The organism is Erwinia sp. MMLR14_017 (assembly GCF_033657285.1).
Taxonomy (GTDB): domain Bacteria; phylum Pseudomonadota; class Gammaproteobacteria; order Enterobacterales; family Enterobacteriaceae; genus Erwinia.
The window spans coordinates 109,066-125,073 of record NZ_JAWVWP010000005.1; the positions used below are offsets into that span (position 1 = coordinate 109,066).

Here is a 16,008-nt window from a genome sequence, read left to right on the forward strand (position 1 = left end):
TTAACAAGAGGGCAATTGTAGCAAATTACAGCAAAAAGAAGTTGTTAAGGTTTATTCCACCGCGCGGACATACCGCGCAGCGCACGCCGTAACAGCGGCTCCAGCGCCCAGGCCAGAAACAGCTTGAGCGGCCGATGCGCAACTGATTTCACCGCCCAGCCAGCCACGCCGCCCGGGCCATAGGTCATGGCACTAATCAGCACAAATTTCCCTGCCTTCTTCAGCGTCGGCACGGCGTTACGTTTTAAAGCAGTCTGCCAGTGAGGCATAAGAGTGACTCCTGAAGTAGGTGAGCGGCCCGCCTGCGGGCCTGCTCAGAGAAATTACAGCTGACGGAAACGGCTGCGAACGCTGAACGTTTCGGAGGTCACGTAACGCTCCATGTTCCGCAGACTGGTTTCGCCACCGTTCAACTCCCGGCTGAGTTTATCCAGCAGTTCGTGGGCAGTGGGCGCTTTTTCACCCTTTTGTAAATTATCGGGCATTTCATCCAGCACAAAAGCCAGGCCAAAATAGGCAATCAGCGTGAACATAAAAAGACCAAAGAACATCGACAACACCACAATAACCCTGACCAGCCGGACCGGAATATCGAGATAATCCGCTATCCCGGCACAAACGCCCTTCACTTTTCCCCGCGCCGGGATGCAGTAAAGTTTTTTGCCTTTAATGGTCACTCCGCTCATGGCTGCCTCCAGTTCGGATGCTCAGCATCCAGGATCTCTTCCAGCGCCTGAATACGCTCGCGCATCCGTCTGGCATCCTGGGTCAGATGCTGCAGGCGTTGCAGTTCGCTTTGCGACAGTTCAGCTCCGCCGTTCTGACGGTTACTGTAATGAAGCCATAACCAGATCGGCGCCACAAACAGCACGAAGATGGTCAGGGGTATGGCCAGAAATAACGCGCTCATTCATTCTCCTTGAAATAGCTACCTGAGTGGGTCAGGAACGGGCATCCCTGCGGGATGCCAGACGCAGATATTACTCGCTGCGGTTCATTTTGGCTTTTAACGCCGCCAGCTGCTCACCGATTTCATCGTCGGCCTGCAGATCGGCAAATTCCTGATCCAGCGTTTTCTTTTTACCAAAGCTCTGGCTCTCTGCTTCCGCTTCCATATGATCGATACGGCGTTCAAACGACTCAAAACGCGCCATCGCTTCATCAATTTTGCCGCTGTCCAGTTGGCGACGGACATCGCGTGAAGAAGAGGCGGCCTGATGACGTAAGGTCAGCGCCTGCTGGCGGGCGCGGGTTTCGCTGAGTTTTTTCTCTAACTCACCAATTTCGCCCTTCATCCGCGTCAGCGTCTCTTCTACCTGCTCAACTTCCCGTTTCAGGGAAGCGATCAGATCGGTCAGTTTCTGTTTTTCAATCAGCGCAGCCCGCGCGAGATCGTCTTTCTCTTTACGCAGCGCCAGTTCAGCTTTTTCCTGCCACTCTGCCTGCTGTAGTTCAGCCTGGTCGATGCGGCGCACCAGCTGTTTCTTTTCAGCCAGCGCACGGGCGGAGGTAGAGCGAACTTCCACCAGCGTGTCTTCCATTTCCTGGATCATCAGACGCACCAGCTTCTGTGGATCTTCTGCCTTCTCCAGCAGCGAATTAATATTGGCGTTTACGATGTCGGCAAAGCGAGAAAAGATACCCATAATCAGTGTCCTCTGGATGTTATTAAAATGTGCGCAACAGTTGCGGCTACGGTAAATACAATCCAAAATGCGTGCCAACTTTTATCTTGCTGATTTTATTGAATTCCTTTTATTTACACCCGGCGGATAATTGGCTAAGGTGGCGTAAATAACTAACTTCTGGTGAATTTCATGAGTGAAAATAACGATACCCTGCTTGGTGAGTCGAATAATTTCCTGGAAGTTCTGGAACAGGTTTCCCGGCTGGCACCGCTGAACAAGCCAGTGCTGGTCACTGGCGAGCGCGGCACAGGAAAAGAGCTGATCGCCAGCCGCCTGCATTATCTTTCCGAACGCTGGCAGGGTCCGTTTATTTCGCTCAACTGTGCCGCACTGAATGAAAATCTGCTCGACTCTGAGCTGTTTGGCCATGAGGCGGGCGCTTTTACCGGCGCGCAGAAGCGCCATCTGGGAAGGTTTGAGCGGGCAGATGGCGGCACATTATTTCTTGATGAACTGGCGACTGCTCCCATGCTGGTGCAGGAAAAGCTTCTGCGGGTTATTGAATATGGCCACCTTGAGCGCGTGGGTGGAAGCCAGCCGCTTCAGGTCAGCGTGCGGCTGGTTTGCGCCACTAATGATGATTTACCGCTGCTGGCGCAGCAGGGGAAATTCCGTGCCGATCTGCTCGACCGCCTGGCTTTCGACGTCGTTCAGTTGCCCCCTCTGCGTGAACGCCGGAGCGATATACTGGTGATGGCAGAGCATTTCGCTATTCAGATGTGCCGGGAACTGGGGCTGCAACTTTTTGCCGGTTTTTCCGCAGAGGCAAAGCAGGTCCTGCTTGATTACCACTGGCCTGGCAACGTCCGGGAACTCAAAAACGTAGTGGAACGCTCCGTTTATCGTCACACCGATAGCGATCAGGAGCTGGACAGCATTATCATCAACCCTTTCCAGCGCCAGCAGCCTGCTGCTGAGAGAGAGGCTCTGCCAGCGCCTTCCCTGCCCACTTTGCCGCTCGATCTGCGCCGCTGGCAGAACGAACAGGAAAAAGAGCTGCTGGAGAAAAGTCTGGCTCAGGCGAGGTTTAATCAACGCCGCGCCGCAGAATTGCTTGGCGTCACTTATCACCAGCTGCGGGCGATGCTGAAAAAGCATGGTGTAGCCGGGGATAATTAAAACAGGCAAAAAAAAGCCCGCGCGAGGCGGGCTAAAAAAATACTGGAAGCAATGTGAGCAATGTCGTGCTCTTCTCCGGTAGAGCCACCGTTGAAGTGCAGGGGAATAATAATCATTCTCAGCACCAACTGTAAAGCGGTTTGTTGAGAATTTTTCTCATTACCATAACAACCCTGGGCGTATTATGCACAACGCGGCGGTTGCCGGGGGAAGGACGGTGCCGCTTTTAGCCAGAAAAAAGATCGCTTAACTCGGCAAATTTTGGGCCGGACCGCAGAGTGCGGTACACTCTCACTATTGCCTGATATTCAGATAAATTATGCGCACACTATTCTCCTCGCTTTTACTCAGCTTTAGCCTGTTCAGCGCCTCAGCCTGGTCCGACACGCCCGGCGATATTCGCCAGAGCGGCTTCGTCTATTGCGTTAACGGCGCGATTGCCACCTTTAATCCGCAGATGGCGAGCGGTGGACTGGTGGTTGATACGCTGGCGGCCCAGCTTTATGACCGTCTGCTGGATGTAGACCCCTATACCTACCGGCTAATCCCTGAGCTGGCTGAAAGCTGGGAAGTGCTGGATAATGGCGCAACCTACCGGTTTCATCTCCGGCATAATGTGCATTTCCAGAAGACGGCATGGTTTTCCCCTACCCGTGCGCTGAATGCCGATGATGTGGTCTTCAGCTTTCAGCGAATTTTTGACCGCCATTCCGCCTGGCATAATGTCAACGGCGGCAACTATCCCTACTTCGACAGCCTGCAATTTCCTGATGCTGTCAAAAGTGTGAAGAAGCTGGACAAAGATACGGTAGAGATCCGCCTGCATAACCCGGACGCCTCTTTTCTCTGGCACATTGCCACCCATTACGCACCGGTTCTTTCGGCTGAGTATGCCAGTTTGCTGACAAAAGCCGATCGCCAGGAGCAGATGGATCGCCAGCCGGTGGGCACCGGGCCGTTTATGCTGAGCGAATACCGTACCGGACAATATATCCGTCTGGCGCGCAACCCCGACTACTGGAAAGGCCTGCCGCGCATGCCGCAGGTGGTGATTGATATGGGTGCGGGCGGCACGGGCCGACTCTCAAAACTGCTGACCGGCGAGTGCGACGTGCTGGCCTACCCGGCCGCCAGTCAGATTTCGATTTTGCGGGACGACCCCCGTCTGCGCCTGACGTTGCGGCCAGGGATGAATATCGCCTACCTTGCCTTTAATACCCGCAAAGCCCCGCTGGATCGGGTTGAAGTGCGTCAGGCACTGGCGCTGGCAATCAATAACGAACGCCTGATGGAGTCGATCTATTACGGCACGGCGGAAACGGCAGCTTCTATCCTTCCCCGCGCCTCCTGGGCTTACAATAATGATGCCCGGGTGACAGAATATAATCCGCAAAAATCCCGCGAGGCGCTCAAAGCGTTGGGTGTGGAGGATCTTAATCTGACGTTATGGGTTCCTTCCGCTTCACAATCCTGGAACCCCAGCCCGCTGAAAACGGCCGAGCTGATCCAGGCTGACCTGGCTCAGGTGGGTGTCACGGTGAGTATTGTTTCCGTGGAGGGCCGTTTCCAGGAAGCGCGGTTGATGGAGATGAATCACGATATGACGCTGACCGGCTGGGCCACCGACAGCAACGATCCGGACAGCTTTTTCCGTCCGCTGTTGAGCTGCGCCGCCATTGGTTCACAGACCAACTATGCTCACTGGTGCGATTCCAGATTTGATGAAGTGCTGCATAAGGCGCTGCTTTCGCAACAGCTCGCCTCCCGGGTGGATTACTACGCTCAGGCACAAAAAATGCTGGCAGAGTCGCTGCCGGTGCTGCCGCTGGCCTATTCGCTTCGTTTGCAGGCGTACCGCCACGATATCCAGGGACTGGTACTCAGCCCCTTTGGTAATGCCTCATTTGCCGGTGTGCACCGTGAAAAAGGCGAGGTTAAGTAGTCATGGTAATTTATACGCTGCGCCGTCTGGTGCTGTGGCTGGTGACGCTCTTTATGCTGACGCTGGTTGGCTTCAGCCTGAGTTATTTCACCCCGCATGCTCCCCTGCAGGGCGCATCGCTGGCGGATGCTTTACTCTTCTGGTATCAGGGAGTTTTTCAACTGGACTTTGGCGTCTCCAGTATTAATGGCGAGCCAATTTTGGGGCAGATTCGTGAAGTGTTTCCCGCCACGCTTGAGCTGTGCATCATGGCATTTGTGCTGGCTATGGCGACGGGCATTCCGCTCGGCATCGCGGCTGGCGTAATGCGCAATAAATGGCAGGACAAAGCGATCAGCGCCCTCGCCCTGCTGGGCTTTTCCATGCCGGTCTTCTGGCTGGCTCTGCTGCTGACACTTTTCTTTTCGCTGAACCTGGGATGGCTGCCCGTTTCCGGTCGCTTCGATCTGCTCTATCCCGTCAGGAGCATCACTGGTTTTGCCCTTCTCGATGCGTGGCTGAGCCACTCTCCCTGGCGGCATGAGATGATGGTAAGCGCCCTGATGCATCTGGTCTTACCGGTGACGGCGCTGGCCGTGGCACCCACTACCGAAGTGGTACGGCTGCTGCGCATCAGTACCCGCGAGGTGATGGAGCAGAACTATATCAAAGCTGCCGCAACGCGTGGTTTGTCACGCTTTACGGTTATCCGCAGGCACGTTCTGCACAATGCCCTGCCACCGGTTATTCCGCGTTTGGGATTACAGTTTTCCACCATGTTGACGCTGGCGATGATCACGGAAGTGGTCTTCAGCTGGCCGGGCCTGGGTCGCTGGCTGGTGGATGCCATCCGCCAACAGGATTACGCGGCAATTTCAGCTGGCGTGATGATAGTGGGCGGCCTGGTGATCACCGTGAATGTTCTGGCCGATATTCTGGGCGCAATGATGACGCCACTGAAACATAAGGAGTGGTATGCCCGCCGATAATATCTATGCCGAAAAGCGGCTTCCCAGCACGTTACGTAATGCCTGGCGGCTGTTCTATCGCGACACTTCAGCGATGGTGGGCTTCTATCTGTTTATTGCTCTGTTACTGGTCTGCCTCTTTGGCCGGTTGCTGGCCCCTTACGGGCTGGATCAGCAGTTTCTTGGCTACCAGCTGCTACCGCCTTCCTGGTCACGGTATGGCGATGTTTCCTTTTTCCTGGGCACTGACGATCTGGGGCGGGATATCCTCAGCAGGTTGATCAGCGGAGCCTTACCCACCGTGGGTTCAGCGCTCCTGGTCACGGTTTTTGCCGCTTTGTGTGCCATGATTTTAGGTGTCTTTGCCGGACTGACGCGGGGTCTGCGCTCTGCGCTCCTTAATCACGTGCTGGATACGCTGTTGTCGATCCCTTCGCTGCTGCTGGCGATTATTGTGGTGGCGTTTTTGGGACCGCGGCTGGAGCATGCACTGCTCGCCGTCTGGCTGGCGATTATTCCGCGCCTGGTGCGCGCCATCTATACGGCAGTGCATGATGAGCTGGAGAAAGATTATGTGATTGCCGCCCGGCTGGACGGCGCCAGCAGCCTGAATATTCTCTGGTATGCGGTGTTACCGAACATTCTTGCCCTGCTGGTGTCCGAGTTCACCCGCGCGCTGTCGATGGCCATTCTGGATATCGCCGCGCTGGGCTTTCTTGATCTGGGAGCGCAGCTTCCTTCTCCCGAGTGGGGAGCGATGCTGGGTGATGCGCTGGAACTGATTTATGTGGCGCCCTGGACAGTTATGCTGCCCGGTGCGGCTATTATGCTTAGCGTGCTGATTGTTAATCTGTTAGGTGACGGCATACGCCGGGCCATTGTTGCGGGAGTTGAATAGATGCCGCTGCTTGATATACGTAATCTGACCATTGAATTCATGACCGCAGACGGTCCGGTTAAGGCTGTGGATCGCGTCAGTATCACCCTGGCAGAAGGGGAAGTCCGCGGTCTGGTTGGCGAGTCCGGCTCCGGAAAAAGTCTGATTGCCAAAGCCATTTGCGGCGTCACTAAAGATAACTGGCGCGTAACGGCTGACCGTATGCGCTTTAATGATATCGACCTGCTGCATCTTACCCCGCGCGAAAGACGTAAAATTATTGGCCACAATGTGTCGATGATTTTTCAGGAGCCGCAATCCTGCCTGGACCCGTCAGAAAATATTGGTAAGCAGATTGTGCAGGCTATTCCCGGCTGGACCTACAAAGGTCGCTGGTATCAACGATTCCGCTGGCGTTACCGCCGCGCTATTGAGCTGCTGCATCGGGTGGGGATCAAAGATCATAAAGATATTATGGGCAGTTTTCCCTACGAGCTGACCGATGGTGAGTGCCAGAAAGTGATGATCGCCATTGCTCTGGCTAACCAGCCGCGCCTGTTGATTGCGGATGAACCCACTAATGCGATGGAACCCACCACTCAGGCTCAGATATTCCGCCTGCTGGCGCGTCTGAATCAGAATAATAACACCACGATTTTGCTGATCAGCCACGATTTGCAGATGCTCAGCCACTGGGCAGACAGGATCAACGTTATGTATTGCGGACAGACGGTGGAAACGGCGCGCAGTGAAGATCTGATTACAACTCCGCATCATCCTTATACGCAGGCGTTAATCCGAGCGATGCCAGACTTTGGCCGCGCCCTGCCGCATAAAAGCCGGCTGAACACGCTGCCGGGTGCTATTCCGTCGCTGGAACATCTGCCAATCGGCTGCCGTCTGGGGCCACGCTGCCCTTATGCCCAGAAAAAGTGTACCGAAACACCCCGCCTGGCTGGACCCAAAACGCACCTGTTTGCGTGCCACTTCCCGCTTAACATGGAGAGTTCTTAATGATTGAAACGCTGCTGGAAGTGCGCAACCTCAGTAAGACGTTTCGCTACCGCACCGGCCTGTTTCGTCGTCAGCATGTTGAGGCGGTAAAAGAGGTCAGCTTTATGCTGCGGGAAAAGCAAACGCTGGCCATTATTGGTGAGAACGGCTCCGGTAAGTCCACGCTGGCAAAAATGCTGAGCGGCATGGTTGAACCCAGCGCTGGCGATATTCTGATAGACGACCATCCGCTGCAATATGGCGATTATGGCTACCGCAGCCAGCGGATCAGGATGATTTTCCAGGACCCCTCCACCTCGCTTAATCCACGACAGCGCATCAGTCAGATACTCGATTTTCCGCTGCGGCTGAACACCGAACTGACAGCAGAGGCGCGAGAAAAACGGATTATCGCCACGCTGCGCCAGGTCGGGCTGCTACGCGATCACGCCGCCTATTATCCGCACATGCTTGCCCCCGGCCAGAAACAGCGCGTTGGCCTGGCTCGCGCCCTGATACTGCAACCAAAAGTGATCATTGCCGATGAGGCGATGGCCTCGCTGGATATGTCCATGCGCTCTCAGCTGATCAATCTGATGCTGGAATTGCAGGAGAAACACGGCATTGCTTACATCTATGTGACCCAGCATCTGGGCATGATGAAGCACATCAGCGATCAGGTCATTGTGATGCACCAGGGCGAGGTGGTGGAGCGCGGCAGTACGGCAGATGTGCTGGCCAGCCCGCTGCATGAGCTTACCAAAAGGCTTATCAACAGCCACTTTGGTGAGGCGTTAACGGCCGACGCCTGGCGTAAAGATGGCTGAACTTCCGCTAAGCTTTGCCAGAACTGTATCAAAGAGGCTCTTTTGTGTACGGTTTCAGCCGCTCAGCGCTGAATTATTGTCGTTATACCATTCCGCTATGTGTTAGCACCGATCATTCTTTCATTCGCTTCTTACCATGCGCGAGGATAGGGAAAATCTTAAGGCCCGCTAATCCGCCGATTTTCTCTTTCTCGCTCGGCTGGCCGGTAAACTTGAAAAGGAATGATCATGGAACAGCGCCGTTTTCCCGGCAACAGCCACTGGTATCATGAAACGCAATCGACCCTGACGCCGCATGCCGCTCCGCTGTTTCCTGAAGCGGCAGAGATTGAAGACCGCTTCCTGCTGGGACTTGCGCAGCAGTACCAGAAGGAGTTGCGACAGACTTTACTGCAAACCCAGCCCGCCATGCTGGCATCACGCGATTTATATCAGTTGTTATTACCTCAGCAGCTCACCACCAGTAAAACCCATACCCTTACACTTTACGATCGCCTGAGTACGGCCTTAACCGTGGCGCAGGTAACGGGTATTCAACGGTTGTGCAATCATTATGCTGCCCGCCTGAATCCCCTACCGGGACCGGACTCTACCCGTGAGAGTAATTGTCGTCTGACCCAGATCACTGAATATGCGCGCCAGCTTGCGAGCCAACCCACGCTGATTGACGAAGCCGCCCTGTCACGTCTTGATGATGTGGGATTAACCGCACCTGATATTGTGACCTTCCATCAGCTTATCGGTTTTGTCAGCTACCAGGCGCGGACAGTGGCCGGGATGAATGCGTTGCTGGCGTTGCCGGTGCGCTGGATCCCGGGTGGGACCTTGCCGGAGGATGCTGGTCCGGACTGCTTCGCGCCAGATTCGCCGTGGCGCCCGTTATTGCCACCGGTAGAGTTACGCTACGCCTCTGAAAGCCAGATCGAAGCGCTGGCCTGCTGTCAGCCCTTGCCACTGCCTGACCACAGCGCCTGGCTACTGGCGCATGATGGCCAGAGTCTGTATGGCTGGGCAAGCCTGCTCAACGCCCTGAAAGAGAGCACTGATTCCGCTGAAGCGCGCCTTGCCGCCGCTGTAGCAGCAAGGATCAATGGAAGCCCGGTCTGTTTTGCATACGCTGTGGAGCAAGAGATGCGTGAAGCGCTGCTGGAAGGAATTGATGAAGCTTTGTCTCTGGCGACGGTAAAGCAAAAGGCAGTTATCCATTGCGCCGCTCAGCTTACGCGCTCCCCTGAACGGTTCAGCGCAGCGCATCTGCAGCCATTAAAAGAGGCGGGTTTCAGCGATAAAATGGTATTTACTCTGCTGCAAAGTACCGCGCTGGCGAGCTGGAACAATCGGCTGATGCATGCGCTGGGGTCAACTCAGCCACACCCGCAACAGAGCGCCTGAGCCGTTATAACTTTACGGCCTGGCCTTCACTAAGCCAGCGACGAACCTCGTCAAAGAAATGCTGTGACAAGGGAGTCGCCCTGCCGGGTTCAGCGATAACCAGTGCGGCCTGGCGCGACATCGGCTCAATGGAAAGCGCCCGACTGTGCAGCTCGGGCGCCATTCCCGGCAGCAGGTGCCCGGTTGGCGAAATCAGACAGCCAAGCCCCACCTGGGTTGCCTGAACTAACTGAAATACCGAAGTGGTTTCGAGGATCACACGTAGTCTGATCTCGGCATCACGAAAATGCATATCCAGATAACGTCGGAAATAGCGAGTCTGTTCAGCAAGACAGAGTGGGATCTCCTGCAAATTTTCCAGCGCCAGCGCCCCTTCGCCAATAAGCTGTGGAAAATGGTGCGGGTGGAACATCACTTCAACGCCATGATCCTGCAGCGGCTCAGCCTGAAAATGGAGTTCGCGCAGCGTAGCCAGTTCAAAAAAGCCGATACCGACATCTACGGTATGGCTGTTCAGCGCTTCCAGCAGCTGATCGGCGCTGAGCACGGCAACACGATAATCAAGTTGAGGATAGCGGTCACTGATTGCTTTCAACATCAGCGGCAGCGAGATACTGCACTGCGGCACCACGCCAATGCGCAGCGTGCCGTTAACGCCATGCTTAAGTGACTCCACCTCCAGCTTCAGGCCCTGGTAAACAGAGACAATCTCTCTGGCCCATGAGAGTACCCGTTCCCCTTCCGCAGTGAAGCCGTCAAAGTTGTTGCTGCGGTTGATCAGCGACAGCCCCAGTTCACGCTCAAGGTTTTTCAGCCGCATCGACAACGTAGGCTGACTGACAAAACTCGCCTCCGCAGCGCGGCCGAAATGGCGTTCGCGCTCAAGGTTGCAGAGATAAATAAGCTGTTTAATGTCCAATTTTAGATCAACAAGTTAGAGAAATTAGGCGGCGTGCTCCTGAAACTTTCGCACTGAAGCTTCTGATTACACCTTAGGATAAGGAATATCATAACTTGCTCAGCCCTTTTCCATAGGAAGAAAAGCCACATGAAAGCTTTAATTGATCAAAGCGGAACGATCAACAAATGTGATTTTCTTAACTTCTCTTAGCGCTCCGGTTTGCGCCTTCGGGCCAGTAGCTCCTCTGCCGGAGTGGGTCCAGAGGACTTTACCGGTGCAGTGAGTTGTGCCCGGACAGCAGGAATTGGGCAACCTGAAGCTACTTTTCTCTCCCACTCTAACAAGAGCTCGGACCCCAATTTTTCCAGCTCTTTTTCAGTCAGATTTCGTTGCGATCCCGTACAAAACATTTCGGTGCAAATCTGGAAGAGTACTGGCTGCTGCCATAAGAATTCCGCAGCATTTTTACCTGATTTTCGCCAACGCCAATACTCAGCCATAATTTGCCGGGCATTGAGCCCAAGTATTCCGCCCTGACACTTTGCCATTAATTCAATAAATTCTGCCAGATCGGGCGGCCATGAATTTCCAGAAGCGCAACGCTTAATGCATTCCTGGCACACGGCAGTGACCTGAGCGGCGGTCATAGATGCTATTTGCGCAATCCAAAGTTCATTAGGCCTGTTGCCATTTTTGGTGATCCAGCGATTGCTATAGAGTTTGATCATGGTATCCCATAATTGCCATACGGGTGTATCTGGGCTGTTATTAAACATCCTGTTTAATTCCTTTCAGTCTGAAATCCTTTCTGCCTGTAATTTCACATTAAAACGATAATATTTCAGCGAGTTACCTTATGGCTCACCTTTTTACGAGATATGTCATCCGCAGAATATTCATATGAATTAACATAAATTACAAGTAATTTTTTAATAAGCAATGACCGGGTCAGCAAGATAATATAATAATGAAAACCCCATTTAATGACGCTATTTATTTCTGAAAATACGCTTATTTTTAGGCTTATGTTTCTTATAAATGACGATTTTTAATTCATGAATAAACACTACCGCAGTAACTTGTATAGCTATTGCAGCAGCATTTACTCATTGACCCACTGGCTTATTCATTAAGCTACGCCCAGGGCCATTTTCACATCATTAGCGATTTTCTCGACCTGTGGGCCATAAATCACCTGCACATCGTGATCGCTGACGCGGTTTACGCCGTTTGCACCGGTTGTCATCAGGGTCTGGTCGACTACCTCTTTCATCTCTTTTACCCTGACCCGCAGGCGGGTAAAGCAGCAATCGACATCCTCTATATTGGCCTCACCCCCCAGGCCGCTGATAATGACCTGCGTACGATCGTCAGCGGATACCGTTTTTTGCTGGCTTTCCACCTCCTCACTCTCCCGCCCCGGCGTTTCAACGCGCATCCGGGTAATAACAAATTTAAAGCCGTAGTAGTAAACGGGAAGATAGATCAGCCCCAATATCAGGCTCCACCACCACTGCGTTTTATTGCCGCCTAATATGCCAAAGACCACCAGATCAATCGCGCCACCCTGCACGTTCCCAATCATCAGATGCAGCATAGACATCAGCATAAAGGAGAGACCGCTCAGCACGGCATGCATCAGATAGAGAACGGGCGAGACAAAGATAAAGCAGAATTCCAGCGGCTCGGTAATACCAGTGGTAAATGAGGTTAACGCCCCTGCCAGCACCAATGCTTTCACCCGCTGCTTATGTTCCGGTCTGGCCGTGTGATAGATAGCCAGCGCCGCAGCCGGAAGGCCAAACATCATCACCGGAATTTTGCCCTGAGCAAGAAATTGCGTGGCGTTTCTGACCGTTTCGTCCGGAATGGAGCCGGGATGGGTTAATGCGCTGTTAAAGATATTCAGCGCCCCCACAATAGTCTGGTTATCTACCGTGGCAATACCGCCTATGGGGGTGAAGCGCACCGTTTCATTGAGAATATGATGCAATCCGGTCGGGATCAGCAGTCGTTCGCTGGTGCCATATAAGAACGCGCCATACTGCCCACTTTTACCGATCAGTTCTCCTACCCAGGCGATCCCGGCCCCGATAGCAGGCCAGATCATAGCCAGCAACACGCCCACCAGCGGCAGAACCAGCACCGTTACTATGGGCACAAAGCGGCGGCCTCCGAAGAAACTGATCGCCGTGGGCAACTGAGTAGTATAAAAACGGTTATGGATAACTACCGTCAGCAGCCCCGCTATCACCCCGCCCAGCACGCTCATGTTGTAGGTGAAGATCCCCAGCATCTCGATATATTCGGCAGAGGTCATCATCGCCGCCGTCTGCGCCATGCCTTTCGCCTGTAACGCTTCCGGCGTGGTTGTCGCGGCGGTCAGCCCCTGCGCGCTCAGCGTTGCGCTGACGCCCACATGCATGGCGATAAACCCGATAACGGCAGCAAACGCAGCCGTGGGCTTCTCCGCTTTCGCCAGCCCGATGGCACTGGCCACGGCAAAGAACAGCGGAAGATTGGCAAACAGCGCCCCGGCGACTTTACGAATAAAGCCGATAATCAGTTGTGGCGTCTGGAAGCTGGCAAAGGCTTCTCCGGTGATCGCCGGGTTTTGCATAGCAGCGGCCACGCCCAGGAAGATACCGGCGGCGGCGATTACCGAAATCGGCATCATCAGTGCCTTACCAAAAGCATGAATTTTGCTGGCGAATTCTTTCACGGGCACCTCGGGCTACTGTAAGAAAGCCTAATTATTAGCCAGCTCTGCATTCGCGGCCTGGTAATTACAGATCGTCATGAGCAATTCTTTGAGCAGGTTCACGCTTTTGCGATAAACCGCGCCTATCGCACCATTAAACCAATCAATTAGACAATTTTTTTACCAGGTTGCAGACTAATCCCACAAAAGAAGCAATAACTTCTTAACATATCAAAAACAATTACATTACCTGCGAAGCAATATGAAATTTAAAACTGCAATTAAGCCATACCAGGCAGCGGCGGGCGGCTGGGGCTCTCTTGAAGCCACCACCCGTTTCGTTTTCGACAGCAAACAAGTTCTGAAAAACATGCGTAACCTGATGCGCATGAACAAAGCCAAAGGCTTTGACTGCCCTGGCTGTGCCTGGGGCGATGATAATAAAAGCACCTTCAGTTTCTGTGAGAATGGTGCCAAAGCGGTAACCTGGGAAGCAACGCGTCGCTTTGTCGATGCCAGCTTCTTTGAGAAATACAGCGTCTCTGCGCTTTATCAACAAAGCGACTACTTCCTGGAGTATCAGGGGCGTCTCACCGAACCGCTGCGCTACAACCGTGAAACCGATCATTACGAACCCATCAGCTGGGATGATGCTTTTAAGCTGATTGCCAGACATATTAAGGCGATGGATAATCCCGATCAGATGGAGCTTTACACCTCCGGTCGCGCCAGCAATGAAGCCTCCTGGCTCTATCAGCTCTTTGGCCGGATGAACGGCAGCAATAACTTCCCCGACTGCTCAAATATGTGCCATGAAGCCAGTGGTACCGGCCTCAAACGCAGCATTGGCGTGGGCAAAGGCACGATCCGTCTGGATGATTTCGACCATGCAGATGCCATTTTTGTCTTCGGTCAGAACCCCGGCACTAACCACCCGCGCATGCTGCACAGCCTGCGTCACGCTGCCGATCACGGTGCGAAAATTGTCACCTTTAACACCCTTCGCGAACGTGGCCTGGAGCGTTTTGCCGATCCGCAAAAGCCGCTGGAAGTGGTGACCAGTAAAGCGGGCACCATCAGTTCTACTTACTACCAGCCCAATCTTGGTGGGGATATGGCTGCTGTGCGTGGCATGGTGAAAGCCCTGAATCAGTCTCACCAGGAACTGGTTGCCGCCGGTCAGAAAGGCCTGTTTGATGAAGTGTTTATCAATGCCAAAACTGAAGGGATGGAAGCCTATCTCGCCGCCGTTGAGGCAACGGAATGGTCGCAGATTGAGCAGCAGTCCGGCCTCTCCGAACAGCAGCTGCGTGAAGCTGCCGCCATTTACCAGAGTGCTGAGCGCGTAATCTGTACCTGGGCGATGGGCATCACTCAACATAAACACTCTGTTGATACCGTACGTGAGATCGTTAACCTTCAGTTGCTGTTTGGTCAGTTAGGCAAAAAAGGTGCAGGCCTCTGCCCGGTTCGCGGCCACAGTAACGTGCAGGGCAACCGCACGATGGGTATTGATGAGAAGCCGACTCAGGCTTTCCTGGATAACCTGGCTAATCATTTTGGCTTTGAACCGCCTCGCAACGCCGGACACAATACTGTAGAAGCGCTGGAAGCGATGCTGCGTGACGAAATCAAGGTGCTGATTGCGCTGGGCGGTAACCTGGCGGCGGCGGCCCCGGACAGCCCTCGTACGGAAGAAGCGCTGCGTCGCTGTGAGCTGACCGTGCAGATCAGTACCAAACTCAACCGTAGCCATCTCTGCCCTGGTGCCGTTGATGCGCTGATCCTGCCTACGCTGGGCCGCACCGAGCAGGATATCCAGGCCAGCGGCCCACAGTTCATCACCGTTGAAGACTCCTTCAGTATGGTGCACGCTTCTGAAGGCGTGGGCAAACCTATCGCCGATACGCAGCGTTCTGAAACCGCTATTGTTGCCGGTATTGCCAATGCGGTGTTGGGCAGCGAGAAGCTGGACTGGCTGGCGCTGGCGGCGGATTACAACCAAATCCGTGAGCATATTGCTGCCACCATTCCTGGCTTCAGCGACTTCAACGCGAAATGCGATATCAAAGGTGGATTCTACCTGGGTAACGCAGCGGCTGAGTTCCGCTTTAATACTCTGAACAATAAAGCGCAGTTCAGCAGCGCCCGCATGCCGGACTCTTTATTCCCGCAGCTTGGCGATGTGGAAGTGCCTTTCACGCTGCAAACGCTGCGTTCCCACGATCAGTACAACACTACCATTTACGGCCTCGATGACCGCTATCGTGGCGTGTATGGCCAGCGTGAAGTGCTGTTTATTCACCCGGAAGATATGGAAAAGCTGGGCTTTGCCGCCGGGGATAACGTGGATATTGAAACGCTGTGGAATGATGGCATCACCCGTAAAGTCTTCGGCTTCAAACTGGTGCCTTACAACATACCCAAGGGCAACCTTGCCGCTTACTATCCGGAAACCAACCCGCTGGTTCCTCTCTCCAGCTTTGGTGACGGCAGCGGCACCCCAACCTCGAAATCAGTGCCGGTAAAGGTCACCCTTTCGGAAGTAAAACCCGGCCTGCGTATCGCCTGATCCTCAGCGTTAACTGTTGTAAACAAAGCCGGGTTTCCCGGCTTTTTAC

The 16,008-nt window shown here is 53.9% G+C and carries 15 protein-coding genes; 8 read left to right on the plus strand and 7 right to left on the minus strand.

The window, feature by feature from the left end:
- Positions 1-44: 44 nt before the first annotated feature.
- From pspD to pspA, 4 genes are all read right to left on the minus strand, one after another.
- Positions 45-269: a phage shock protein PspD gene (gene pspD, locus SD961_RS10175; protein WP_318790253.1), complete on the minus strand. Its 225-nt coding sequence runs from the start codon at positions 267-269 to the stop codon at positions 45-47.
- A gap of 54 nt (positions 270-323) precedes the next feature.
- On the minus strand, positions 324-686 hold the full coding sequence (pspC, locus tag SD961_RS10180; protein ID WP_318790254.1) for an envelope stress response membrane protein PspC: 363 nt from the start codon (positions 684-686) through the stop codon (positions 324-326).
- Positions 683-910, minus strand: coding sequence for an envelope stress response membrane protein PspB (pspB, locus tag SD961_RS10185; RefSeq protein WP_318790255.1), 228 nt, complete (start codon positions 908-910; stop codon positions 683-685). The genes pspC and pspB overlap by 4 nt, the downstream gene beginning before the upstream one ends.
- A 70-nt stretch (positions 911-980) precedes the next feature.
- The gene (gene pspA / locus SD961_RS10190) at positions 981-1,646 is read right to left on the minus strand and encodes a phage shock protein PspA (RefSeq protein ID WP_318790256.1); all 666 of its coding nucleotides are present in this window, start codon (positions 1,644-1,646) and stop codon (positions 981-983) included.
- 171 nt (positions 1,647-1,817) lie between these two features.
- Here pspA and pspF point away from each other — a divergent pair, with 171 nt between their 5' ends.
- From pspF to SD961_RS10225, 7 genes are all read left to right on the plus strand, one after another.
- The gene (gene pspF / locus SD961_RS10195; protein ID WP_318790257.1) at positions 1,818-2,807 is read left to right on the plus strand and encodes a phage shock protein operon transcriptional activator; all 990 of its coding nucleotides are present in this window, start codon (positions 1,818-1,820) and stop codon (positions 2,805-2,807) included.
- Positions 2,808-3,126: 319 nt separating this feature from the next.
- The gene (gene sapA, locus SD961_RS10200; RefSeq protein WP_318790258.1) at positions 3,127-4,749 is read left to right on the plus strand and encodes an ABC transporter substrate-binding protein SapA; all 1,623 of its coding nucleotides are present in this window, start codon (positions 3,127-3,129) and stop codon (positions 4,747-4,749) included.
- A 2-nt stretch (positions 4,750-4,751) separates the two neighbouring features.
- Positions 4,752-5,717, plus strand: coding sequence for a putrescine export ABC transporter permease SapB (sapB, locus tag SD961_RS10205; protein ID WP_318790259.1), 966 nt, complete (start codon positions 4,752-4,754; stop codon positions 5,715-5,717).
- Complete coding sequence (gene sapC, locus SD961_RS10210) at positions 5,704-6,594, plus strand: putrescine export ABC transporter permease SapC (protein ID WP_318790260.1); 891 nt, start codon at positions 5,704-5,706, stop codon at positions 6,592-6,594. Before sapB ends, sapC begins: the two co-directional genes overlap by 14 nt.
- Positions 6,595-7,587, plus strand: coding sequence for a putrescine export ABC transporter ATP-binding protein SapD (gene sapD, locus SD961_RS10215; RefSeq protein ID WP_318790261.1), 993 nt, complete (start codon positions 6,595-6,597; stop codon positions 7,585-7,587).
- Positions 7,587-8,393, plus strand: a complete 807-nt coding sequence (sapF, locus tag SD961_RS10220; RefSeq protein WP_318790262.1) for a putrescine export ABC transporter ATP-binding protein SapF — start codon at positions 7,587-7,589, stop codon at positions 8,391-8,393. Before sapD ends, sapF begins: the two co-directional genes overlap by 1 nt.
- Positions 8,394-8,621: 228 nt before the next feature.
- On the plus strand, positions 8,622-9,785 hold the full coding sequence (locus SD961_RS10225) for an oxidoreductase (RefSeq protein ID WP_318790263.1): 1,164 nt from the start codon (positions 8,622-8,624) through the stop codon (positions 9,783-9,785).
- Between the two features lie 4 nt (positions 9,786-9,789).
- Here SD961_RS10225 and SD961_RS10230 read toward each other — a convergent pair whose 3' ends face one another.
- The 3 genes from SD961_RS10230 to SD961_RS10240 all read right to left on the minus strand — a co-directional run bounded on the left by SD961_RS10230 (position 9,790) and on the right by SD961_RS10240 (position 13,363).
- A complete protein-coding gene (locus SD961_RS10230; RefSeq protein ID WP_318790264.1) occupies positions 9,790-10,704 on the minus strand; it encodes a LysR family transcriptional regulator in 915 nt (304 codons plus the stop codon).
- A 188-nt stretch (positions 10,705-10,892) separates the two neighbouring features.
- Positions 10,893-11,462, minus strand: coding sequence for a replication protein P (locus SD961_RS10235; RefSeq protein WP_318790265.1), 570 nt, complete (start codon positions 11,460-11,462; stop codon positions 10,893-10,895).
- Positions 11,463-11,815: 353 nt separating this feature from the next.
- Complete coding sequence (locus SD961_RS10240) at positions 11,816-13,363, minus strand: PTS transporter subunit EIIC (RefSeq protein ID WP_412916676.1); 1,548 nt, start codon at positions 13,361-13,363, stop codon at positions 11,816-11,818.
- Between the two features lie 286 nt (positions 13,364-13,649).
- Between SD961_RS10240 and SD961_RS10245 the strand changes: the two genes are divergently transcribed.
- Positions 13,650-15,959: an FdhF/YdeP family oxidoreductase gene (locus tag SD961_RS10245; RefSeq protein WP_318790267.1), complete on the plus strand. Its 2,310-nt coding sequence runs from the start codon at positions 13,650-13,652 to the stop codon at positions 15,957-15,959.
- Positions 15,960-16,008 lie beyond the last annotated feature (49 nt).

Coding starts and splice junctions, on each gene's coding strand:
- pspD (WP_318790253.1), bottom strand. CDS start 269: ATGCCTCACTGGCAGACTGCTTTAAAACGTAACGCCGTGCCGACGCTG.
- pspC (WP_318790254.1), bottom strand. CDS start 686: ATGAGCGGAGTGACCATTAAAGGCAAAAAACTTTACTGCATCCCGGCG.
- pspB (WP_318790255.1), bottom strand. CDS start 910: ATGAGCGCGTTATTTCTGGCCATACCCCTGACCATCTTCGTGCTGTTT.
- pspA (WP_318790256.1), bottom strand. CDS start 1,646: ATGGGTATCTTTTCTCGCTTTGCCGACATCGTAAACGCCAATATTAAT.
- pspF (WP_318790257.1), top strand. CDS start 1,818: ATGAGTGAAAATAACGATACCCTGCTTGGTGAGTCGAATAATTTCCTG.
- sapA (WP_318790258.1), top strand. CDS start 3,127: ATGCGCACACTATTCTCCTCGCTTTTACTCAGCTTTAGCCTGTTCAGC.
- sapB (WP_318790259.1), top strand. CDS start 4,752: ATGGTAATTTATACGCTGCGCCGTCTGGTGCTGTGGCTGGTGACGCTC.
- sapC (WP_318790260.1), top strand. CDS start 5,704: ATGCCCGCCGATAATATCTATGCCGAAAAGCGGCTTCCCAGCACGTTA.
- sapD (WP_318790261.1), top strand. CDS start 6,595: ATGCCGCTGCTTGATATACGTAATCTGACCATTGAATTCATGACCGCA.
- sapF (WP_318790262.1), top strand. CDS start 7,587: ATGATTGAAACGCTGCTGGAAGTGCGCAACCTCAGTAAGACGTTTCGC.
- SD961_RS10225 (WP_318790263.1), top strand. CDS start 8,622: ATGGAACAGCGCCGTTTTCCCGGCAACAGCCACTGGTATCATGAAACG.
- SD961_RS10235 (WP_318790265.1), bottom strand. CDS start 11,462: ATGTTTAATAACAGCCCAGATACACCCGTATGGCAATTATGGGATACC.
- SD961_RS10240 (WP_412916676.1), bottom strand. CDS start 13,363: ATGATGCCGATTTCGGTAATCGCCGCCGCCGGTATCTTCCTGGGCGTG.
- SD961_RS10245 (WP_318790267.1), top strand. CDS start 13,650: ATGAAATTTAAAACTGCAATTAAGCCATACCAGGCAGCGGCGGGCGGC.